Source organism: Streptomyces olivochromogenes (genome assembly GCF_021538895.1).
Lineage (GTDB): Bacteria > Actinomycetota > Actinomycetes > Streptomycetales > Streptomycetaceae > Streptomyces > Streptomyces olivochromogenes_A.
On record NZ_JADDRL010000005.1, the window covers coordinates 26265 to 49395 of the forward strand.

Sequence of the window (23131 nt, forward strand, 5' to 3'; positions counted from 1 at the left end):
GCCGCCTCGGGGAACGCACCGGGGCGGCCGTGAAGAGTTATCGTGGACCATCGACCCTAAGAGATCATCTCATTTGATGAGTCTCCGGTAGCTGATGAGGGTGCAGGCGATGCTGATGGAGGCCAGGAAGTGGACGGCCTTGCGTTCGTAGCGGCGGTGCAGGCGGCGGCATCCGGCGAGCCAGGACATCGTGCGTTCGATGGTCCAGCGGTGCCGTCCCAGCCGCTTGGAGGACTCGATGCCTTTGCGGGTGATGCGGTGCTGGATGCCGCGCTGGCGTAACCTTCGGGGCAGGTGGTCGTAGGCGCAGCCCTTTTCGCCGTGGAGCTTGGCTGGCCGTCGTCGGCGCAGACCGCGACGGGAGCGGATGGGCGGGATGCCGCGCACGAGCGGTTCGAGGGCTTGACCGTCGTGCAGGTTGGCGCCGGAGATGCCGACGGAGAGGGGCAATCCGGTCCGCTCGGTGGTCAAGTGGATCTTCGAACCGTACTTGCCTCGATCCACCGGATTCGGACCTGTCAGGTCCCCCTTTTCAGGGCCCGCATGTTCACCGAGTCGATCGCGCAGCGAGACCAGTCCCGTTCACGCCGGGAGCCGAGCTCGTCGAGGACCAGGCGATGGAGCTTCGCCCACACCCGGGCTTTCGACCACTCGGTGAAACGCCGGTGAGCCGTGGGCCCTGAAGGTCCGAACGAGGCGGCCGGCAGCTGCTGCCACGTGCAGCCCGACGTGGCCACGAACACGATCGCAGCCAGCACCTCCCGGTCACCGTGCCGGCGCCGGCCGCCTCCCTGAGGGCGACTCGGCGCCTCCGGCACCACTCGCTGGAACAACTCCCACAGCTCATCCGGCACCAGCCGCTCAACGATCCCCACACCCGGAGCCTATCGAACACCCCAAATGAGATGACCCCAAGGGCTCGTCACCAAGAATCCAGGTCAGCCGCTACTTGCTCGTCAGCGACAAGGCCCCGGATGCGGATTTCCTCTCGGAAGAACCGCCGAAGACCCTGCAGGTGTGCCAATCGGAGCTCAGGCAAACTGACACCCGCCTCAATTCGATCCACTTCGCCGCCTACAGCGACCGGGCTTCCCTCTGCCTCAGCCAGATCCCGCAACGGCTCGACGCATACGGCGTTCGCATTACCAAAAGCATCGCCAAGCGTCTCCAGCAGTGCAGACACTGGGATTGTCCCACTCAAAGTGCTCGGACTCAGAAGGCAGCCACATCAGAGCAATTCACGAGAGAACTTTCAGGCCAATACATCCAACCACCTTCGCCAGATCAGAGCTAAGAAATAGCTGATAATAATAGCCCCCTCTCTTGCGGTCGTCTATATATCCGATCAGGAGATCTCGATCACCACTCGCCGCAAGAGCCGCCACCGATTCCTCAAAACCCAGCGACGGCCGGTCGAGTTCTTGCAATCTCCGCAATCGCCTGGCGTATGTGTGATGCAGCCTCACGGCAGGAATCTCGCCTGGCGAGATCTCAAAAGCAGCCCCAGCAAGGAGGGCACTCTTAGCCTGAGAACTTACGTCAGATTCCATAACGAATGCTCGAACCAGTTCACCCCTGTCCATTTTCACCCCTTTCGCTCTCTCGGGTTAAACCATGTCTCCCCATCTAGGCTGATCTCGGGCGCCTCTACAACATCGAAGAGTAGGTGCTCTTCCTCAAACCAGCTGCCATCGAGATCAGTGTCGTGAACCTGGACATCCTTATTTGGGACATCTACATGAGGAATTCGCATCACCACCCCGCCGGGGCCATATTCGTCAGCAAATTCAGTGGCTATATCAACATCGTGAGTCCAGGAAGTCATCTCACTCCCTGTATCGCCGCCGATGTGCCGCCACGGTTCCGAGTGCCCCCCGAACGGAACAGCTCGACCTTCAAGCGCATCAGCATGCTTCAGATGCCCCTTGGGAACCCCTCGATAGAGATGGCCATCGCCGACGATGTTGCAGTTATGTACGAGGACCGGCGTGGCCCCTGCCACCACATAGTACGTGTGGAGTTCCTGGACAGTAAGGTTCCAGCGGTCGGCGGTGCCGGGTGTGAGGTGGGTGGCGACGACGTAGGCGTGTTGGTTGGTAGGGGTATTGAGACTGTCGCCGTGATGGAGTTCGCCGGCGGGGACCCAGGTGTGGGTGGTGTCGTCCCAGAAGGGGTGGTTGGCCGTGGTGTGAATGGTGGCGGTGTGGCCGCCCTTGGTGCGGATCGTGAGGTCGAGCAGGTCGTGGTCGTGGTTGATCCACACGTGCTGGACCGTGCGGGCGCCTGCGCGCTTGCCCGTCTTTTGATCGGCTGCTTCGACCCTGTCGCCGGTCCTGATCTTGCCGATGGGTTTGGTCTTGCCCTTGGCCATCAGGACGGGCGTATCGGGCGAGAAACTGCACTTTCCGGGTTCTCCGGCCTTGGCGGGCGCTGTCCCCGACGAACCGGTGTCCGGTTCGCTCGGGCGGGCCGCCGCAGCATCCGCTTCTCTGGCCGCGCGCTCTGCTTGGGCCTTGGCGTTTGCCCGTTTCAGGTTGGCCAGATCGCGGTCGAAATTGGCTGTGGCTTCATCGAGGGCCTTGGCCTCGGCGCCAGCCGCAACTGCGGCAGCTGCCGGTTCACGCTCGGCGGCTCCTGCAACCGCGCGTTCGGCGTCGGTAGCCAGCCCGTTTTCAACCCCTTGGGCTTCGCTCCCTGCGATCCCTCCACCAACGAGGCCGCCCGCCACCGAGCACGCCTCCTCGTTGCTGACCCCATTGGCGCTGATCCCGAGGGTGCACTTGACGGCATCCCAGAAGGGCTCAAGCAAAATCTTGAGACCGATCTTCGCCGGGTCATTCTTGTAATGGACCGTCGGTCCGCATTGCCCAAATCGGCCGCAGGCGTAGGGGTTTCCAGGAGGAGGGGGCGAACCATTGCCGCTGGAGGTATTGGTGGTGCCTTCGTTTGTCGAGGTGCCGCCGCCTCCGCCGCCGGTTCCCGGACCGCATTCCTTCCAACCGCCGCTGCACTGCGTGCCGTCAGGGTTGATTTTGATGGTGCCAGTCGGGTCGCTCCCCGAGGCCGGGTTGTCGCCGGCGTAGGTGTAGCCACCCATCTGGTTGGGGTCACCCGGCTCGAAGACCGGGTCGACGGTGAGGAAGCGGCCGAGGGTGGGGTCGTAGTTGCGGGCGCCCAGCAGGTTCAGGCCCGTGGTGGTGTCGTTGGGCTTGCCGAGGAAGCCGTGGTTCTCGTCGGGTGCCACCCAAGCGGAGGGGGTGGTGCCTCGCGGGTTGCCGTACGGGTCGTAGTACCGGCGGGTGACCGCAAGGGTGGACGCGTCCACGGCCGTCGTCGCCGTGCCCTGCCCGTTTGCCACCTGGTAGGTGACCGTGCCCGTGCTGGAGCGGGTGATCGTCGTGCCGTCCGGGCCTGTGTAGTAGCGCAGGCCCGTGCAGGTCTTGGCCGGCACGTCCAGGGTGAGCTGTTCGGCGCCGCCGAAGAGGTAGAGGATGCGGGTCTTGTCCGTGCCGCCGACCGACGCGGTCTGCTCCAGCAGGTTGCCGTCCGCGTCGTACAGGTACTTGCTCGTGCGGTCGGTGGTGCCGGACGGCGTCGAGACAGTGGCGGTGCGGCCCTCGGCGTCGTACGTGAACGTCTGCGTCTGGCCGGCCGGAAGCGCGCCCGCCTTGATCGTCGACCAGGTCTGGCCCTTGCCACCACAAGTGGTGAGCGTCAGCTGGGTCCCCTTGGTGGCACTCGCGCTCGGGTCGGTCAGGCACAGGGTGCTCTTGGCCGCGTTGACCAGGGTACCGGTGGCCGTCAGGCGCCACTTCTGGGTGGCGTCCGTGGAGCAGGCGTCAGCGACGACACCCGTGCCGGACGTGGTGGCGTTGCCCGCGGTGTCCAGGCAGAACCCGCCCGCCTTCACCGTGCCGTCCGTGCCGATGGCCCACTTCTGGGCAGTTGAGGACGAACTGCAGGCGCTTACCTCGACCTTCGCGCCCGATCCCGTCTCCTCCACGCACAGCTTGCCGCCGCCGGTGAGGGTGAAGGCGGTGGTGAGCGGCCCCGTCGTCTTCGTCGCGCGGCTGACCGTGTTGCCCGCGTTCTTGCCGCTCGTGTCCGTGTACGACGGGGTCTGGGTCGCCGTCCCCGCGACGGGGTTGCTGAGGGTGGTCGCGCCCGCCTGGTTCGGATGGTTGGCAGCGGTCGTTCCGTCTGCGCCGGGGTAACTCGTGGTCTGGGTGGTGTCGGCAACCGCGTTGCCGCCGGTGTCGTGGTCGACCATGCCGGTGCGGTCGCCGAGCAGGTCGTAGGTGTACGTCTGCCAGTACGGTGCCGGGCCTCCGACAGTCTTCGTCTTCACCGGCGCGGTGCTCGTCTGCACCGAGGCCGTCGTGCAGCCGCCGACCGCGCCCACGGGTGCGCTGCCGGAGTCGGTGATGCCTGCCGTGTCCGTCCAGGCGGCGGTCAGCCGCTGGAAGGTGTCGTAGGTGAAGCACTGGGTGTCGTGCGTGGTGTTGTTCTGCAGGTCGTCGGTGGCGGTGAGTTCGCCTGCCTGGTTGTAGCGGTAGTTGACGACGTCCAGAGCCGTGGCGGAGGTCTGCACCATGCTGCTGGTCTGCGTGGTGCGCCCGGTGGTGGCGTCGTACTGGGCGAAGGTCGCCAGTTCCTTGCCGACGGGGCCGTAGTTGGCCCGGAGGACCCGGCCGAAGGGGTCGTGGACCGTGCCGTCGAGGTAGGAGGGAGTGTTGGAGACGCTGATGTCGCCGCCGAAGCCGTCCAGGACGCCCTGCAGGGTGTAGCCGTAGCCGACCCGCTCGGCGGGCAGCCCGCCGTCGGCCTTGTAGTCAGTGGTCGACAGTAGGCCCGTGGTCGGGGTGTAGGACGAGGCCAGGGTGTAGGTGACCGTGCCGCTGTCCTTGCCCTCCGTGCCCGGGAAACCGTCCGCCGTGGGGATCGTGAGTGTCGCGCCCAACGGCTGGTAGGCGGTGTTGTAGCCGGTGACGGCCTCCGTGTACGCCTTGCCGCTCGCCCCGCCCACATAGCGGGTCGAGGAGGTGGGGTAACCCTTGGCGAGCGTGTCGAAGAGGCGGGAGGTCAGTTGCTTGCCCGGGTCGGGCGTGGCCGACCAGGAGCCGGTGTATTCGGCTGTGCGTCGGTTGTTCCAGTCGTAGCCGTACGACAGGACCTGGCCGCGGGGATCGGTGGTCTGCAGCAGGTTGCCCAGGACGTCGTACTTGTCGAAGGTCGTCGTACCGGCGTCGGGGTCGGTCTGGGAGGTCTTCTCGCCGAGCAGGTCGTACTTGTAGGACCAGTTGTTGCCGGCGCTGTCGCTGACCGAATCCACCTGTCCGGCGGGCGTGTAGCTGTAGCGGGTGGTGGCGTCGGCGGCAGGGACCGCGCCTGCCGTGCCTTGGTGCCACAGCACCGAGCTGCCGTCGCTGCCGACGACGGCGACGGTGGAGTCCGCCCGGATCTGGAAAGTGGCACCCGTCGTCGCGGCCAGGGCGGTGCTCCACTTGGAAGTCCCGGACGCGGTGTAGACGACGAGGTTGCCGTCGGTACCGAACTGGGCGTAGGCGCCGGGGTTTCCCGCCGTCGCGCTGGACCAGAGGGTCTTGCCGCTGTTGAGCGCGGTGAGGACCAGGTTGCCGTCTGCCTGCATGGTCAGGCGGACACTGCTGGAGGTCAGCGAGGTGCCGGACGGGATGACACTGCCGCCCTTGAGGGTCGCCGTGGCGTCGGTGTTCTTCACCACGGACTTCACCGTCTGTCCGAGCGCGTTGGTGAAGACCGCGGTCGCCGAACCGCCGGCCGGTGGAGTCGTGTCCGTCTCGTCGGCGCCCTTGAAAGCGGTGCTGGTGGACCACTGCTTGACCGCCTGGTGCCACAGGGTGCTGGTGGTGGCGCGGCCCTGGCCGTCGTAGGTGGTCGTGGTCTCGGCCGGGATCTCGTTCTCGTTGGCCGCGTACAGCGTCGTGGAGGGACCGTGGCCCGGCTCGGAGTAGGGGGCGTACGACGCGGATGCCCAGCCGTGAGAGTCGTAGAAGGTGTCGGAGATGATCCGGCCGGAGTCCGAGTCGCCGTCGGCGGTCGTCTGGGTCTGCCGTGGCTGGAGCATCCCGTCGTAGATGCTGATCGACGTCGCGTAGGAGCCGTCCTCGCGCAGTGTGCGCGTCGTGACCGAGGTCGGGTCGCCCGGGTGGGTGATCGTGCCGCCGGGAGCGGGGACAGCGCCGGGGTTGATCGAGTACGCGAACTTCATGTCCGCGCTCTCTGTGGCCTTGTCACGTCCGGGCAACCAGACGGCGGTACGGCGGCCGAGGGCGTCGTAGGTGATGTCGGTGACGCGGTTGTTGGCGTCGACGTTCTCGGTGGCCAGGCCGCGCAGCGGATCGAGAGTGGACGTGACCTTCCACTGCTTCTGGTTGGTGGAGACGATGCTGGTCGGATTGGTGTTGCCGCCCGTGCTGCTCCACTTGGGCAGGTAGTCGGTGTGCGTGCCCTTGCCGGTGGCGTCCAGAGTGTCGGTGGCGCGGCCGGCACCGTCGTAGGCGATGCCGCTGGTGGTGCGCCAGTTCTCGGTGCCGTCGCTGCCGTAGCCGGTGGCGATCTGGGTGCCGGTGACGTGCGGGAGGGTGAGTGTGCCGTGGGCACCGAGGTCGGTGACGGAGCCGTTGCCGTCGTAGTAGATCTTCTTGTCGGAGAGCAGTGTGCCGGTGCCGGGCTTGGTGCCGCACGGGCCGGAGACCGTGGTGATCCGGGAGGGGTAGGCGAGCAGCATGCTGTTGGCGGCCGAGGATGCCGGGGTCGCGTAGTCCGTGCTGGTGCACTTCTCCTGAGCGGCTACGGACACGTCGCCGTGCGCGTCGACCGACTGGACGCGACCCTGGTCGTCGTAGGCCGCATCGACGCGCGTGTGCCGCCAGGTGCCGTCGGCGAGCAGCGCGTAACCGTGGCTCTGGCTGGACCGGATCCGGCGTGCGGTGAGGTCGGGCAGGGTGGAGGTGGCCGGTTTGCTGTCGCCGGGGTTGTCCTCCTGGGTCCAGCCGGTCCACGGGGTTCGGTCGGCGTGGGCGGTGGTGGTGAAGGTGAACGGGCCGCTGACGGTGGACGCGTTCACCGTGCCGCCGGAGGCGGTGTAGGTGTCCGTCTGCAGGGCGGTGCCCTCGAGTTGATCCGCGTCGGTGACCGTCTCGACGGTCTTGCCGCCGACGGTGGCGTCCACGTTGACCGAGCGGCGGGTGCCGTCGGCCTTGTAGTCGCCGTCCATGCCCTGCAGGTAGGTGGTGGTCAGCTGGGTGACCGGCTCGGGTGCCTTGCCGGTGCGAACGGTGACGTTGCGGAAGCCGCGGAACTGGTCCCAGGTGCGGTACTGGTCGTCGGTGAGGTCGGAGTCGTCCCGGTGCCAGGCGGGTCCCGAGTACGAGTACGTGGAGACCTGGGCCTCGGAACCGGCTGGGATCTTGGACGAATCGGGGTTGTACTGGGCGGCGACCGTCAGGTCGGCGACGGCGACGCTGTGGACGGTGGTCTTGTTGAACCAGTCCGCGATCGGCTTGGAGTCACCGGGCACCGTCCAGTACGTGGGGTAGCAGGAGTTGGTGTTGGAGTCGGCGGCCTTGATGTCCAGTTTCTTGCCGGCGCACGGGTTCTGGTTGTACTCGACGGTGATCGACTCGCCGGTCTCCGTCTGCACGTTGGCGATGCGGGGCCGATAGAGCGGCGGGGCGGACGGGGAGTCGTCGTCGACCCGGTTGTCGATCTCGGTTCCGGTGAAGGAGACCTGGTTCAGCGTGATGTCGCTGTTGCCATTGTCGTAGGTGTCCTTGCCGGTGTGCTTGATGGACTGCAGCCACATCACGGCCTGCAGCGAGCCCACGTCCTTGGGGTCGACGGTGGTCCCGGTGACGGGGTCGACGGCACCACCCGCGTCGGAGTACACCTGGCCCAGGTCGTAGCTGTCCACCGGGATCAGCCTGTCGGTCGAGCCGTCCTTGACGTGGACCTTGGTGGTGATGCTGTCCAGCCGAGTGGTGGTCCAGAAAGTGGGCGACGAGACGATGCAGACGTCCGTCGGCACCTTGGTCGCGTCGTCGGGCAGCTTCGTCTTGTCGGTCGAGTCGCAGTGCAGGTCCCACGGCACGTCCGGCCAGTGCGGGGCCGTGTTGTCGTCGAGGTTCCCCGGCGAGCAGTCGGTGAAGGAGGAGGTGGTCTGGCAGCGCTGCTTGGAGGTGAACGCCACCTGGGCCGCCGGGGTGCGGCCGGCCTGCTCGTCATCCAGGGTGTAGCCGTACGAGATCGACGTCAGCGTGCCGCCCCGGGTGTACGAGGTGAGGGTTCCGGTGTCGTCCTTGTCGCTGGTCGCCGCGGCCTGACCGCCGCCGAGGTCGTAGTAGCCGGTCTCGGTGGAGTAGTCGTAGCGCTGGACGGAGCCGGAGGGCGAGACGACGAAGTCGAGGTTCCAGCGCCAGCCCTCGGGCTTGTCGCAACGCGACTTCTTGCCGTCGTCGTCGCTGTGGCAGGGGTTGGAGGAACGGGGGTGCAGCACCGGGACACCCCAGGCGGCGTGGGTGGTGTCGTCGCCCGAGGTCGAGGACGCCGTACCGGCGGTCCCAGGAGCGGTCGGGGCGTGGTCGGCGCCGAAGTAGGCAGCGGTGCCGTCGGTGGTGAGGACCCGGAAGTAGACGCCGTCGTGCAGACCGTTCGCGGCACCCGACAGTTCCTGCACCACGGTGCCGTCGTCGCCCTCGAGTCTGAACTCCTTTGTCTCGCCGGGCGCTCCCGAAGAGGTGGTGGGCACCAGACGCCCGGAGTGGGATCCGAAGGAGACGCTGGCGTTGTCACCACCCCAGCACTCGTCACCCGAGCCCTTGAGGATCTTCTTCCCGTCCCCGTCGAGGAGCGAGCCGCACGGACGGTACGTCCGCTCCACGAACCCGGGCTGGTAGCCCCAGCCGTCGCCGATCCACGAGGCCTGGGAATTGCGGGCGGAGGTCTCACCGTCCACGGTCTGCGAGTCGTACGACAGCGCGACCGACGGCCCGGTGTCACCGACAGCGGCGGGTACGTCGATCGGATACGAGTACGTGTACGCGCCGGTGCCGCTGGTCTGCCAGGTACCCGAGGGGCTCAGCGAGGTGGCGGAGTAGTCGCCCTGTGAGCCGCGGCTGCCCGAGGTCACGGCGATCGCCGAGTCGGCGGTGGTCGTGGCGGTGAGCTGATCGGCGGTGGCCCGGTTGGTGGACTTCAGGGGCGTCCGCGTGCGGCAGGCCGGCTGCTCAGGCGTGGTCAGGGCACAGGCCGGGAGGCGCGTGAGGGTGAGGCGGGAGCCGTATCCGCCGCCGTACGCCTTGGCGACCGACGAGTAGTCGATGACGACACGGACCTTGGCATTGGGGGATTTCGTGCGCCCCAGGCCGACCAGCAGACCGGCGTCGGCGCCTGCGCGCAACGCTTTGTTCCGGGAGGCGAGTTGGACACGTACCTTCTCGCCGTCCGCTCGATTCGTCTTGAGCGTCTTGGCGGGATTGGCGCGCTTGGCGGGCATGGCCGCCTTGTCGGCGGAGGCCACCCAAAGGGGCAGCGAACCCGCCTTGACCGGCTTCTCGTTCAGCGCGACGGTACGGGAACCGCCCTTCGGCCAAGCCAGCTTGGGTGCGGTCTGATAGTGGGTGAGCGCGCGGTAGCCCCGGGGGTGGACCGTCTGCGGGTGACGCAACGCATGTCCGCCCACCCCTGGTGTGACAGGCAGGGGTTTCGGGTCCCAGATCTTGCCGTGGAAGATGTACGGCCCGATGCCGTCCTTGGCGACCGCCCCGGTCACGAGCAGCGCCATGGCGGCGACGAGTGCCGAGACGAACGTCAGCGTCCTTCGCACACCCACGCGAGAAGTCCCCCCGTATGAAACGGACTTGATGGTCCGTTGATTGCAGGTCACGTGGTCGGCGTGATCCAGGACGGGAGGCTAGGAAGCGATTTGACCGATCATCAAGACTTTTTGCCAATGCCATGACAAGTATGTGATTGCTTTTGGCATTTCCTGTGTACGTTCTGTGCCGGGGGGAGCGACCATCACCGTCGCACGCCGTCGCGGGCGTCCTGACCAACGCCCGGCGAGCCGCTTCCTGAAGTGTCTGTCGTGCCGTCGTGTGAAGGAGCTCTGTCGTGCTGCCGTCGTCCGTCCGCAGACTCGCCCTGTTGCCCGCAGTGGCCACATTGCTGCTCACCGGACTGGTGGTCCCCGCCGCCGGGTTCACTGCCGACGATCCTGTGGACACGTCGGACCCCTTGCTCGCCGCCCAGGCACAGGCCGTCGCGGAGGGCGCTTCCGTTCCGGTGGACGCCCTGACCAGTGAGACCGACACCGTGACCGCCGAGCCGGACGGCTCCTTCACCAGAACCTCGTCCGTGCTGCCGGTACGAGTGCGTCAGGACGACAACTGGGTACCGGTGGACGCCACTATCACCGCGAATGCCGACGGCACCTACTCCCCCAAGGCCACACTCAGCAGAGTACGCCTGTCCGGCGGCGGCAACGGGCCGCTGGCCACACTCACTGATCCGGCCGGACACCGCATGAGCCTGACCATGCCGTTCGCCCTGCCGGCACCTCAGGTCGCCGGCAACACAGCGCTCTATGGCTCTGTGCTGCCCGGCGTGGATCTTTCGGTGTCCGTGACTGACCAGGGCGGCTTCAGCGATGTCCTGGTGGTCCACGACGCGAAGGCCGCCGCCGACCCGCGCGTCCGGAGACTTGCCGTGGCGACGGACACCGACGGGCTGGACCTTGCGCCCACCGCTTCCGGCGGCATGACGGCGACCGCGCCCGACGGTTCGGTGTCCTACACGAGTCCACCGCCGCTGATGTGGGATTCCAGCGGCAGTTCGCCGACCGGCGCCCGGGCACGCCTCAGGACCACGTCCCTCGCGCGTGCCGCCGCCGGTTCCCCGGACCCTACGGACACGTCCTCCGTGACGGGTCCCGGCACCGGTGCTCAGGTCGGGCAGGTACCCATGAGCACCGCCTCCGGCACCATCACTCTGGCCCCGGACACGTCGCTGCTCGACGGTCCGGGCACGCACTACCCCGTCTACATCGACCCGTTCGAAGACCCCGTCACCAGCAAATCCGGTGCCTTCGACGAGGTGTACTCCAGCTCCGCCTGCTCCGACGCCCCGCAGTACAACAAGCCGCAGACCAACGGCGAGGGCGTCGGCTATCAGCGCTGGGGCGGCGCCTGTGGCACCGGTCTGGAACGCTCCTACTACGCGGTCAACACCAGTGGCCTGGACCCGTCCATGAAAGTGATCAAGGCCGAGGTCAAGGTCAAGACCACCTACGCGGCCAGCCTCGACTGCTCCCACGACCAGCCGATCACCCTGCACACCACCGGCGGCATCAACGAGAACACGGACTGGAAGCACCAGCCCGACACCCTCGACGACAACGGCTACCCCGCCGTGAAGACGACCGTCCCCAGCGGCGCCAACACCAACTGCAGCAACAGCACGGCCGGCTTCCGCGTCGACAAGCAGATCCAGAAGATCGCCGACGGCAACAAGGGCACTTGGACGATAGGTCTGTTCGGCAACGAAACCACGTCCAGCTCCAACGACGACTACCTGCGCATGTCCCAGACGCTCAGCCTCTTCACCAACTTCGACATCCCACCGGACACCCCCACCAAGCTGCACACCACGCCCAAGCCGCTCGGCGCCGACGGCGACTGCGTGACCGGCAGTGGCGCGGTCGGCTGGATCGGTGCCACCACGTACGACGACGCGGGCAGCAACGTCCAGCTGCACTCCACCGTCATCACCCACATCAAGGGTGAACATGCGCAGGCGCACTACCACGTCTGGGACCGCACCGACCTCGACTCCAGCGGCAGCCCCGTGGACAAGCCCGACCGGGTCAGCGACTGGACAGCCTCCGGCGGCGACGCCGACGCATCCATCGGCTTCACCCTCAAGGACGGCCACGAATACGGCTGGGACGTCTACGCCCAGGACAACTCCTCCATCCACATGCAGTCGCCGGTCAGCGACCACTGCTGGTTCGACACCGACTTCACCCCGCCGCAGACCCCGGCCATCGCCGACAACCCGCACTTCCCGTCCGTCGGCAGCGGAGCCGGCGACACCTATGCGGGCAGCGGCGTGACCACCGACTTCTCCGTCACCGCCGCCGACAACACCCCGGCCGACACCTGCGACCCGGCCGGCTGCAAATCCAGCGGCATCGAACGCTTCCTGTGGCAACTGGACAGCCAGCCGACCGCCGCCACCGGGCACAGCGCCAAGGTGACCTCCACCAGCGGCACCACCGCCTCCGGCACCCTCACCGTGCCGGTGACCGACTGGGGCGTCCACACCCTGTACGTCGCCGCCGTCGACCGAGCGGGCAACATCTCCCAGAGCCCCGCGGGCTACACCTTCGCTGCACCCTGGAATCCCAAGACCAAGATCGCGCCCGGTGACATCACCGGCGACGGCAGCCCCGACCTGCTCGCCACCACCAGCACCGGCGATCTCGAACTCATCCCCGGCAACAGCGACCCCGCCCAGGCCCCCGCCCCGGCACAGGGCGGCCCGGTCACCGGCACCCCGCCCGCGATCACCGGCCCGGTGATCGTGTCCACCGCCGCCGCTGCCCCCGCCGGAACCTGGAGCGACTACCTGATCGCCCACCGCGGCAACCTGCACGGAGACACCCACGACGACCTGCTGGCGTACAACCGCAAGAGCAACAAGTTGTACGTGGTGAAGAACGACCTCGACCCGAAGGACGACGGAGCCTTCCCGCACGAGCCCTTCTCCACTTTCCCCGGTTTCCTCGGCCACCGGTACGACGTCGTGACCAAGGACCCCTGCGAGTCCGCCGACACCGTCCCCGCCAGTCGCTGCGCCGACGCGGGCTACGATCCGTCGACCCCCTGGGACATCTCACAACTGGTCGCGGCCGGGGACGTGTACGGCAACAGCGACCACCCCGCCGTCATCACGGTCGAACACGGCAAGCTGTGGATCTACCAGACCTACGGCACAGGCCACATGGGACATCCCCGGCTGCTCGGCGACGGCGACTGGTCGGGCCTGACCCTGATCGCACCGGGCCGGGTCGGCGGTACATTCACCGTGGACGCCAACGGCAACGGCAAGGTCACCGGCGGAACCCCCACCCTCTGGGCCCGCGACGACGCCTCCGGCACCGTCTACACCTTCCCGCTCGACAGCGACGGCAACGGTCAGATGCCCAAGCTGCTGCACGCCCCCGTACGCACCGCCCTCGCCTCGGCCGTACGGCCCGCAGGCGGGGGGACCATCTGTCTGGACGACGCCAGCGCCCACACTGCCGACCACACCAAGATCCAGGTGTACACCTGCAACGGCTCAGCCGCCCAGAAGTGGGTCCTGCACGACGACGACTCCCTGCGCGTCCTCGGCAAGTGCCTCGACGTCACCGACGGCGCAACGGACAACGGCGCCCTCATCCAGCTCTACACGTGCAACGGCAGCGCGGCCCAGAAGTGGACCACGGGCGCGTCCGGCAGTCTGGTCAACCCGCAGTCCGGCAAATGCCTGGACGACCCGGGCTCAAGCACCGCCAACGGCACCCAGGTACGCCTCTACACGTGCAACAACAGCGCGGCCCAGAACTGGACGAGCAGCGCCGCCACCGGCTGGAGCACGTACACCGCCACCGCGCTGCCCATGGTGCTGCGAGCCCATGACTCTCCCACCGTGGCCTCCCCCGGTGACGTCAACAGCCCCACCGGCGGTCCCGACGGCAAGCCGGATCTCTACGCCACCAACACGGCAGGACAGCTCACCGAATACCCCGGCGCCACCCCGACCGGGACCACCGCGGCCTTCGCCGACCCCGTGGGGCTGGGCACCGTCACCGACACCGCCGCCCACCGTTGGACGCTGGACGACGCCAAGGGCAGCACCGCCGGCGATGCCGCCGGCAATCTGCCCGCCACGCTGACTGGCGGAGCGTCCTGGGCCACGGACACCGACCGCGGGACAACGCTCAACCTCAACGGCAGTACTGGCTACGCCGCCACCACGGACCCGGGCGTCGACACCAGCGGGAGCTTCACGGTCTCGGCCTGGGTCAAGCTCAACTCCCTCTCCGGCGACAACTCCACCTTCGTCTCGCAGTCCGACGCCCCATCCGTGGGCGCTGCCAACGGCTTTCAGCTCTACTACTCCTCCGGAGCCCAGGTCTGGGCCTTCGGACGCCACGACGACGACACCGCCAGTACCTCCTTCACCGCCGCCTACGGCGCCAAGGCCGTGGCCGGCAAATGGACCCACCTCGTCGGTGTGTACGACGCGGATGCCAGCCGACTCCTGTTGTACGTCAACGGCCGGCTGTCGGCCGCCAAGGCCTACACCGGCACCATGTGGAACGCGGCAGGCCCCGTCCAGTTCGGCCGCTGTCTTCACCAGAGCGTCTATGGCCAATACGCCAACGGACGCCTCAGTGACGTCCGCCTCTACGCCACGGCACTGTCACCGGCGGACGCGGCGGCACCGGGCGACAGCGCAACGCTCCTGCAACTCGACTGACCGCGACGCCCCCACGGCACGAGAGGGCCGGTGCCTGTTCAGGCACCGGCCCTCTCGGGTGATGTTCCGGTCAGGCGACCGGCTCGGGCTCCGGCTCCGTCGCCGGGGTCTCCTGCGGCTGCTGCGGCTTGGTGTCGCGCATCACCAGGGTGGACAGGAGGGCGGCGGCCAGGACGCCGATCGCGCTCAGGGTGAAGGTGGTGGACATCGAGGAGGTGAAGGCCTCGCGGGCCGCGTGGACCAGTCCCGCGTCGCCGTGGGCCACCGCCAGCGCGCCGGCGATGGACTGCTTGGCCCGCTCGGGGGCGTCGGCGGGCATCTCGGCGGCGAAGCCGCTGGTGAGCAGCGAGCCGAGGATCGCGATGCCGAGGGCCGTACCGGCCTGCTGGATGGTGTCGTTCAGGGCCGAGCCGACGCCCGCCTTGTCCGCCGGGATGGTGGCCATCAGCGCGCCCACCGCGGCCGGCATCGCCAGACCCGCACCCAGGCCGAGCAGGCCGAGGGCGATGGCCGGGACGGTGAAGCCGGTGTCGGCGCCGACCGTGGTCAGCAGGGCGAAGCAGCCGACCATGGTCAGCATGCCGGAGAGGATCACGAAGCGGTTGCCGATCAGCGCGGCCAGCTTGACGCCCACGGTGTTGCCGATCAGCGCGGTGACGGCCAGCGGCAGGAAGGCCAGGCCCGCCTTCACCGGCGAGTAGCCGAGGACGAACTGCAGGTACTGGGTGAGGACCAGCAGCAGACCGCCGTTGCCGATCTGGACCAGCGCGAGGGAGAGCGAACCGCCGCTGAAGTTGCGGTGCTTGAAGAGGACCAGCGGGACCATCGGGGAGGAGGTCACGTTCTCCCGGACCACGAAGCCCGCGAGGGTGAGGACCGCGATCCCCAGGGAGACCAGCGAGCGGCCTTCGAACGCGCCGTGCTGCGGAATCTCGATGATCCACCAGACCAGGGCGGTCATGCCGGCCGCGGAGAGCACCGCGCCCAGCGGGTCCGCCTTCTGCCACGGCGCCTTCGACTCCGGCATCAGGGTCAGACCCGCGACGACGGCCAGCACGACGACCGGGACGTTGAGGAAGAAGATCGAGTGCCAGGAGAAGTGGTCGATCAGGACACCGCCGAGGACCGGGCTGCCGACCAGGCCGAGCATCGACACCGAGCTCCACGCAGCCATCGCCTTGCCGCGCTCCTCCTCGTCGAAGACGGTGATGAGGATCGACAGGGTGGAGGGCATGATCAGGGCTCCGCCCACACCCATCGCCACGCGTACGGCTATCACCTCGCCGGGATTCGTGCAGATGGTCGCGGCCAGTGACGCCGCCCCGAACAGCAGCAGGCCGATCAGCATCACCTTGCGGCGACCGAAGCGGTCACCGAGGCTGCCGGAGGTCAGCAGCAGGCCGGCGAAGACCAGGATGTAGGAGTCGAGGATCCACTGGGTGTCCTGCGCGCTCGCCCCGAGGTCCTCGGTCATCGAGGGCACCGCGACGGTGAGGGCCATGCTGTCGATCACCAGGACCAGCGTGCTCAGGCACAGCACGACCAGAATCCACCAGCGACGCGGATTGCGGGTTTCCATCGGGGTCTTCCTTTCGACTCAACCAGAGTGCGCACACTGTTCCTGCGGCGCGAACACCGTTCCTTGCGATGCGAACACTGTACGCACAGCGGAACGATGTGCGCAACCCACGATCGCTGTACGCTGGTTGCGCACGACGTACGCACCGAGGCATGTACGTACGCCCGAAGAAGCCGACAGGGAAGCCGACAGGAGCGCGTCATGGCCGCCGCCAAGAGCAAGCCGAACCCGATCCCCTCCGTCTGGGCCAGGCCGCAGCGCGAGCCCGACCAGCCCGCGCTGAGCCGGGACGTGATCGTCCGTGAGGCGATCGCCATGCTGGACGCCGAGGGCATCGAGGCGCTCAGCATGCGCAAGCTCGGCGCCCGGCTGAACGCCGGCGCGACCTCCCTCTACCGGCACGTCGCCACCAAGGACGAGCTGATGGAGCTGGCCTTGGACGCGGTCGCCGCCGAGATCCACGTACCGCCGTCCGACAGCCCGGACTGGCGCGCCGCCGTCACCGAGGCCGCGCACTCCTTCCGGGCCACGGCCCTGCGTCACCCCTGGCTGTCCTCGGTCCTCGGCCAGGCCGGGCTCGCCTACCTCGGCCCCAACCTCATGGCCTTCTCCGAGCGGCTCGCCTCGCTGTTCATCGCGGTCGGCTTTCCGGACCCCAGCGGCGCGATCGACGCGGTGCTGTCGTACACGATCGGCATGAGCACCACGGAGGCCGCCTGGCTCAGCACGGTCGCCCGCTCCGGCGAGACAGAGGCCGAGTTCATCAACCGGCTGCTGCCCGCCGCCCAGCAGGCCGCGGCCGACCACGACCACCTCGCCGACTCCTACCGCGAGGCCGCCGTCAGGACCGCGGACCCCGTCAAGCTCCGCGACGACAAGTTCGCCTACGCGCTGGAGATCGTGCTGGACGGGCTGGCGCTGCGGCTGCCGGACTAGGCCCTGTCGTCAAATCCCCGCCTGCCCCGCGACGCCATGCACGCTCCCCCAAGCTCTTCGAGCAGGGGGGACCCCCACTCGCCGCACCGGGCCCCGACCCAAGTACATCCAGTACGAGGGCCGAGGCCCGGCACACCGAGAGCAGGCACCTGACGCCGCGAGGCCCGCCCTTCGGGCGGACGACGGGGATTTGACGACAGGACCTAGGACTCGGGGACTCCCTCACCGGGCGAGGTCGTCCGTCTCCAGGTAGACCTCGGCCAGGATCTGGAGCTGGGTTCCGTCGGCCGTCGTGATCTGCTCGCCCGGTCTCGGGCGGCTCATGAGGTCGCCCCGGCGGCCTGGGAGGGTCACGGTCCACCCCTCCCGCACCTCGCCGTCCACGACCAGTGCCGTCAGCGTCTGGTCGAAGTCCGGCGGTACGGTGAGCCGGCGGGTCAGGAACAGCCGGTCCTCGTCGCCGAAGACGACGTAGGCCGGGTCGGTCGGGTCGGCGCCGGTGAGCCCGCTGTCGGGTGGGTCGGTGTCGGGCGCGTCGAGGGGCCGGGCGTGGACCAGGTGGCTCACCCGCACCGACAGCGGCCCCAGGGAGTCGCCGTCCCGGTCGAAGCGGCCGAAGTACAGCTCCCCGGGGAATTCCGCCCCCGGTTCGAGGTCCTTGAGGAGCACCTCCGTCTCCGGGCGGACCGTGAACACCGCGGACGTGCCGAAGCGGGAGCGGGCGGAGTCGTACGTGGGCGTGCTCGGCGTCACCCGCAGGATCGCCTGGAAGTCGTACGGCGGGCCGAACATCGGGAGGTGGACGGCGTACACGGGATCCCTGCCCAGGAGCAGCAGGCCGCGCAGTGCCCGGGGCGCCGTCACCAGGTCAGCCCCGGGTCCGGATCCGGGCACCGCGGCAGTCGCCGGCAGACGAACGCGGCGAGGAAGACGTCGTCCGGGCCGGTGACGGCGTGCTCCTCGCGCGGGGACGTCCAGCGGTAGGTGACCCAGCGGATCAGCATGTTGTAGCCGTACTTGACGACCAGGACCTTGGCGAAGTTGCCCTCGCTGGTGGCCACCGCGAAGACGTCGCCGTCGACGAGCTGGTTGGAGCCGTCGGGATTGCCGGGGACGGGGCTCTTGCCGTAGGTGAACGCGGCCAGCTGGTCCACCGTGAGCGAGCCGAAGTCCCGCACGCCCAGGTTGACGATGCTCGCCCGGCCGTTCGGCACCAGCTGCGCGGACGACTCGGTCATCCACTCCCACCAGACGTCGGCGTAGAACATGTCGCCGCCCTGCTCGCCGGTGTCGAAGTCGAAGGTCCAGGTGCCCTTCAGCGCGGTGTCGCCCTGACTGGCCACGACCGAGTCGGTGACCAGGCGGGTGAGGTCGAGGTTGCGGGCCAGGGCGACGGACTCGACGTACGCCGGGCAGCGGCCGTGCGGCGGGCTGCCGCCGTCGCTCAGCGGCGTCACCGAGGGCGACAGCTTCCACGCGCGGGAGCCGAAGAGTTCCATCGGCGGATCCAGCCACGGGCGGACGACGGAGACCACGCGGTAGTCGAAGGCCAGGGACTGGACCGTCGGGTCGATGCCGCCGCCCAGGGCCGCCGTGAGCTCCGGCGGCGCCTGCTCGGCCAGGGTCAGCAGGGTCTGGCGGGGCAGCACCACCCGGGACCAGGGCATGTCCAGGGCACCGGCCGGTGAGTAGTACGTCGGCGCGTACCGGATGCCGTTCGGGGCCGTCGAGAACTGGTCGGGGAGGTTCGGGTTGAAGGTGTCGCGGTGGCGTTTCCAGATGCTGGAGGGTGCCTTCGACGCCAGCTCCGAGGTCTCCCTGAGCGCGTCCTCGACCTGGGCCTTGTGGCCGCCCGTCTGCCACGCCTCCATCGCGTCGTCCCGGATCTGCCGCAGCCGGGGCTCGTCGACGTGCGCCCAGTGGTCGCGGACGGCGGGGTCGGGCGACATGCTCGCGGTCTGTTCGCCCTGGTGGTAGTCGGTGTCGGCCTGCAGCCAGGCCTGGCGGGCGGCACGGTAGTCGAGCAGGGCCCGGGACGGGGACGGGGTGCCGCTCGCGTCCGTCACATAGAGGTAGTCCGACGCGGCGTCGTAGCGCTGCCGCTCCTGTGGGGTGAGGCTGCTGTGCGCGAGGTCCGCGGCGAGCAGCTCGCCGTAGACGTCCCACAGGTGCAGGGTGCCCGGCGGCGACCAGACGGGCTGGGTGGGCACCCGGTTGACGAGTTCGGAGAACTCGGCGTGGGCGCCCGCCCGGACGGCGTCCAGCGGCCCGTCGAAACGGAACTCGGCGTCCCGGTACGCCAACGGTGTGGCCGGTACGGCGACCAGGTGGTCGGCGTCGGTGAGCAGTTGCTGCATACGGGTCGCGAGGCCCAGCAGGGCGGAGGCGTCGACGGAGGACGCCGCCTCGGTGTTGACCATGTGCGCGCCTTCGGGTCAGACCAGCTGGTCGGGGTCGATGCCGTCGAGGAGGTTGGGCGTCTTGCCGAGCAGATGGTTGACGAAGCCGATGATCTGCATGCCGGGGACCCGGATGGTGGCGCCGTCGTTCTCCGAGTGGAAGTGCTGGTCGGACTCAGAGTGGCTGTAGCTGCCGTTGATCGTGAAGGGGCCCCAGCCGACGCTCGCCGACACGGACACGGAGCTCGCGTGGTGCTGGAAGGCCTGGGCGAGCGAGGCGGAGCGGATGGTGAGGTTCTTGACGAACAGCGCCTGGAGCGGGTAGCCGATGAAGCGGCCCTGGGGCGGGGTGCCGCCGTCCGAGGGCATGTCGTCGTAGTTCCAGCCCTCGCCCTTGCACAGGTCCCAGCCGCGGTTCTCCAGGAACTCCGGGTAGAACCAGGGGCGGACGACCTGCACCTGGGTCATGTCGAAGGACATCGAGAAGTCTTCGAGCTGGAAGTTCTCGCTGTAGTCGGTGGAGGTCGAGGAAACGCCCGCGCTCGCGCTCCACAGGCCCCAGTTGAGGCCGCCGCCCGCCGACCAGGACGTGGTCTCGTAGTGGCTGTGGGAGTCCACCATCTGGTGGTACATGGAGTAGTTGGTCCAGCCGGCGGAGGTGGCGAAGTCACCGGGCACGACGCTTGTGTAGTAGAAGGACTGGCCCGGTCCGAGGGCGCTGGTGAGCGCCTCCTCGTAGTACCGCTCCAGGTTGCGCTTCCACAGCAGCATCGACTTCTCGGTGGTCTGGTCGATGTACGCGTTGATCTCCTCGACCTCGTTGCGATAGCCGCTGGAGGTCCAGTCGTCCGCGGCGGCGGCCACCTGGAGTCCGTACAGCTGCGCGTTGCTCGCCCAGTCCGCGACCGCCTGCTTGCCGGCCTCGCCGATGGCGGCCTGGGCGGCGATGCGCTTGTTGTTGTACGCCAGCGCGGCGGCCACGTACGCCTGCATGCCGGCCTTGTAGGCCTTGAGCATGGGGCTGTCCTCGGTGACCTGCTTCTCCTGTTCGGTGACGATGTCCTTCACCGTGCGGGTCACCCGCAGCAGTCCGCGGAAGCGCTCCAGCTTCTTCTTCTGGTCGTCGGTGAGCTGGTCGTCGATCACCTTCGAGAACTTCAGGATCTGGCCGTAGATCTCGCTCAGCCGCGCCCCGCTCGCGTTGCGCCACACCCCCTCCTGGCGTCCCGTCGAGTACGCCGACGTCACGTCCGGGATGAAGTCGATCAGCGAGGCGAAGTTGAACGCCTGCTGGAGCAGCAGCTTGTCCTCGGCCGCGGTGGCGCCGGTGCCGATGCCCTGCGCGGCGAACGCGAAGTCCGCCTCCTGGTAGGGCAGTCCCGGCATGCACCAGGTGATGAAGCTGGATGTGGAGGGGGGCACGCTTCCGTCGCCCCCCGTGAGCACGTTGTACATCTGATCGCGGAACGTCCGCCCGAGATCCCCCAGTTGATACCCCATGCGACCGTCCTGCCCGAGTCGCTGGACACCCATACGACCGACTGGAGCGCTTCACCCGGATAAGTGAATTACCCGAGCAATAACGGCACTTGGGGAACTTTGCGGGTCTTCAGTCACTGGCCTCGATGGTGCGCATCACCCTCGCCAGCGCCTCGTAGTAGTCCGTCGCCGTCGCGTATCCGGCGTCCGCGACGGCCCGCGCGAAGGCGTACGCGTCGTCGGTGTGCTCGAACGCGGGGGCGTACCGGCTGTTGTTGCGCAGGAAGTTGCCGTGCGCGGTGAAGGCGTCGGCGGGCGAGGCGTAGACGCGGAACCAGTCGCGGACGACGTAGACGTACTTCCCGTCGGCCCGCTGGGTCACCGAGATGACCTCGGGGAACACCGCGTCGGGCCGGTCGAGCACCTCCGTGGTGCGCAGCAGCTGACGGGTCTCGGGCGGGTCGCCGGCCCTGGCCTTGATGCCGAAGAAGTTGTTGCCAGGGGCGTGCGCGCCCCAGCCCGACTCCAGCGCGGCCTGGCCGAGCGTCACCAGGGCGGGCACGCCCGTGGCCGCCTGGCCGGCGTCGGCGTACTCCCCGTATCGAGCGCGGAACTCGGCCGCCGTCGCCGAGCGCTCCACCGGCGCCGTGGCGGCATTCGACCAGACCGCGTCGAAGGGGTCGGTCAGGCCCGGCCACTGGTCGGCGACGGTGAGCGGGTAGCCGTCCTCCTGGCGCTTCTTGTGCCAGTCGATGCCGACGTACTCCGTGCCCCTGAAGAGGTACGCCCGCCCGTTGCCCGGGTTCAGCGCCCCGTCGAGGCCGTCGCCCACCCAGTCGGCGGCCACCCCCGTCCAGCCCGCGGCGACGGCCTTGGGATAGCCGGGGTCCTGCTGGTCGGCGGCGATGTCGTAGCGCACGTACTCGCCGCCGCTGAAGAAGTAGATCTTGCCGTCGCCCCAGTTCATCGCCGCGTCGACGGTGTCGAAGGACAGTCCGGGCCAGTTGCCCGCGATGGGCAGCGGGTAGCCGTCGTCGACGGTCTGGGTGGCGAAGGGGATGCGGACGTACTCGGTGCCCCGGAAGACGTACAGGTGCTGCCGGCCGAGGTCGACGGCCGCGTCGACGCCCTCCTCCCAGCCGGGCGGCAGCCCGCTCCACGCCGTGCCGAGCTGCCACTGCCCGGCGGTGTCGGCCGCGTCCGCGTCGATGTCGTACGGGGTGACCGTGCCCCCGACGGTGAAATAAGCCCTGTCCACGCCCATGCGCGCTCCCTTCGTCCACTCTCCGGGGGATGCATGCTCCGCGCCCCGGTCTTCATGGCGGCCACCGCCGTCCCGTTCGGGTGAATCCGCGAGCGTGAGGCTGACACGGTCCCGCGTACGCCCCATGACCTGCCGGAACACGGCGCCGACGACCCGTACGGCCGCTGCCGGTGACACCCGTTCATCCCACAGCCGGCGGCGCCTCGGGAAGCGGCAGGGCGCGAGTGCCACTTACCTCGGAAGGGCAGGGGCGCGACCGACTCGGCGGCACATGGGGGTGCCGCGGGCCGTGATCCCTGGCTTGTCGAGGGAGCACCATGCGACGCACCGCCCGTCTGCTGACCGGTACCGCGCTCGCCGTCGCGACGGCGGGGCTGGCCGCCGCGCCCGCGTTCGGCGACGCCACCGGCAGCCTGGAGGTGTATCCGTCCACGGTGACGCCGGGCGGTCAGGTCACGGTGAACACGAAGGCGTGCGGCGCGGGCTCGGCGCTGGGCGACGCCGGAGCGGTGGGTGCCGGAACGTTCACGCTGGCGCCCAGCGCGCACGAGGGCGACGCGATCGGCCAGTTCCGGGTGCCGCCGAGCGCGCAGCCGGGGACATACGAGATCGTCGCGAAGTGCGCCGAGGGCGACCGGCAGGTGGCGGGCGACCTCATGGTGACGCTGATGGCGGCGCACGAGCAGGTGCAGCCGCGCGGAAGTGTGAAGACGGGGGTCGGCGGCGCGCTCGGCCGCGACCCCGTGCAGACCGCGGCGGGTGTGTCGGCTCTGGCCGTCGCCGCCGCGGGCGGTACCTGGCTCCTGCATCGCCGGGCGAGAGGCGACGGGATCTGACGGACACCCTCCGCTGTCCGTCCGCCGGTACCGCATGTCCCACCCCCTCCGGGTCCGACGCCCCTCGCGGCCC

General features: G+C 68.7%; 10 protein-coding genes. 3 read left to right on the plus strand and 7 right to left on the minus strand.

Translation table 11 applies throughout. The features are described 5' to 3' along the window. Positions 1–69: 69 nt before the first annotated feature. Positions 70–875 (minus strand): IS5 family transposase gene (locus tag IPZ69_RS03770; protein ID WP_235452202.1). Its coding sequence is split into 2 segments (ribosomal slippage): positions 70–531 and positions 534–875, totalling 804 coding nucleotides; the frame shifts between segments, so codons are not numbered across the junction. Between the two features lie 710 nt (positions 876–1585). Next, positions 1586–9871 (minus strand): polymorphic toxin-type HINT domain-containing protein, encoded by an 8286-nt coding sequence (locus IPZ69_RS47340; RefSeq protein WP_235452203.1) that lies wholly within the window; start codon positions 9869–9871, stop codon positions 1586–1588. Positions 9872–10152: 281 nt separating this feature from the next. Between IPZ69_RS47340 and IPZ69_RS46860 the strand changes: the two genes are divergently transcribed. Further along, entirely contained in the window at positions 10153–14565 is a 4413-nt protein-coding gene (locus IPZ69_RS46860; RefSeq protein WP_308407422.1) for a LamG-like jellyroll fold domain-containing protein, read from the plus strand. 70 nt (positions 14566–14635) lie between these two features. Here IPZ69_RS46860 and IPZ69_RS03790 read toward each other — a convergent pair whose 3' ends face one another. Then, positions 14636–16144 (minus strand): MFS transporter, encoded by a 1509-nt coding sequence (locus tag IPZ69_RS03790; protein WP_235452204.1) that lies wholly within the window; start codon positions 16142–16144, stop codon positions 14636–14638. Between the two features lie 201 nt (positions 16145–16345). Between IPZ69_RS03790 and IPZ69_RS03795 the strand changes: the two genes are divergently transcribed. Then, positions 16346–17080, plus strand: coding sequence for a TetR/AcrR family transcriptional regulator (locus IPZ69_RS03795; RefSeq protein ID WP_235452205.1), 735 nt, complete (start codon positions 16346–16348; stop codon positions 17078–17080). 222 nt (positions 17081–17302) lie between these two features. On the opposite strand, the gene IPZ69_RS03800 is transcribed toward IPZ69_RS03795, so the two are convergent. The 4 genes from IPZ69_RS03800 to IPZ69_RS03815 form a co-directional block, all read right to left on the minus strand. After that, positions 17303–17944, minus strand: coding sequence for a hypothetical protein (locus tag IPZ69_RS03800; protein ID WP_235452206.1), 642 nt, complete (start codon positions 17942–17944; stop codon positions 17303–17305). Next, positions 17941–19500, minus strand: coding sequence for a hypothetical protein (locus tag IPZ69_RS03805; protein ID WP_235452207.1), 1560 nt, complete (start codon positions 19498–19500; stop codon positions 17941–17943). The genes IPZ69_RS03800 and IPZ69_RS03805 overlap by 4 nt, the downstream gene beginning before the upstream one ends. 15 nt (positions 19501–19515) lie before the next feature. Further along, positions 19516–20979: a hypothetical protein gene (locus IPZ69_RS03810; protein ID WP_235452208.1), complete on the minus strand. Its 1464-nt coding sequence runs from the start codon at positions 20977–20979 to the stop codon at positions 19516–19518. A 109-nt stretch (positions 20980–21088) separates the two neighbouring features. Next, positions 21089–22222 (minus strand): hemopexin repeat-containing protein, encoded by a 1134-nt coding sequence (locus IPZ69_RS03815; RefSeq protein ID WP_235452209.1) that lies wholly within the window; start codon positions 22220–22222, stop codon positions 21089–21091. Positions 22223–22539: 317 nt separating this feature from the next. Here IPZ69_RS03815 and IPZ69_RS03820 point away from each other — a divergent pair, with 317 nt between their 5' ends. Beyond that, positions 22540–23058 carry a hypothetical protein gene (locus IPZ69_RS03820; protein ID WP_235452210.1) on the plus strand — a complete coding sequence of 173 codons (519 nt, stop codon included), beginning with the start codon at positions 22540–22542 and terminating at the stop codon, positions 23056–23058. Positions 23059–23131 lie beyond the last annotated feature (73 nt).

Coding starts and splice junctions, on each gene's coding strand:
- IPZ69_RS03805 (WP_235452207.1), bottom strand. CDS start 19,500: ATGGTCAACACCGAGGCGGCGTCCTCCGTCGACGCCTCCGCCCTGCTG.
- IPZ69_RS03795 (WP_235452205.1), top strand. CDS start 16,346: ATGGCCGCCGCCAAGAGCAAGCCGAACCCGATCCCCTCCGTCTGGGCC.
- IPZ69_RS03810 (WP_235452208.1), bottom strand. CDS start 20,979: ATGGGGTATCAACTGGGGGATCTCGGGCGGACGTTCCGCGATCAGATG.
- IPZ69_RS03815 (WP_235452209.1), bottom strand. CDS start 22,222: ATGGGCGTGGACAGGGCTTATTTCACCGTCGGGGGCACGGTCACCCCG.
- IPZ69_RS03820 (WP_235452210.1), top strand. CDS start 22,540: ATGCGACGCACCGCCCGTCTGCTGACCGGTACCGCGCTCGCCGTCGCG.
- IPZ69_RS03790 (WP_235452204.1), bottom strand. CDS start 16,144: ATGGAAACCCGCAATCCGCGTCGCTGGTGGATTCTGGTCGTGCTGTGC.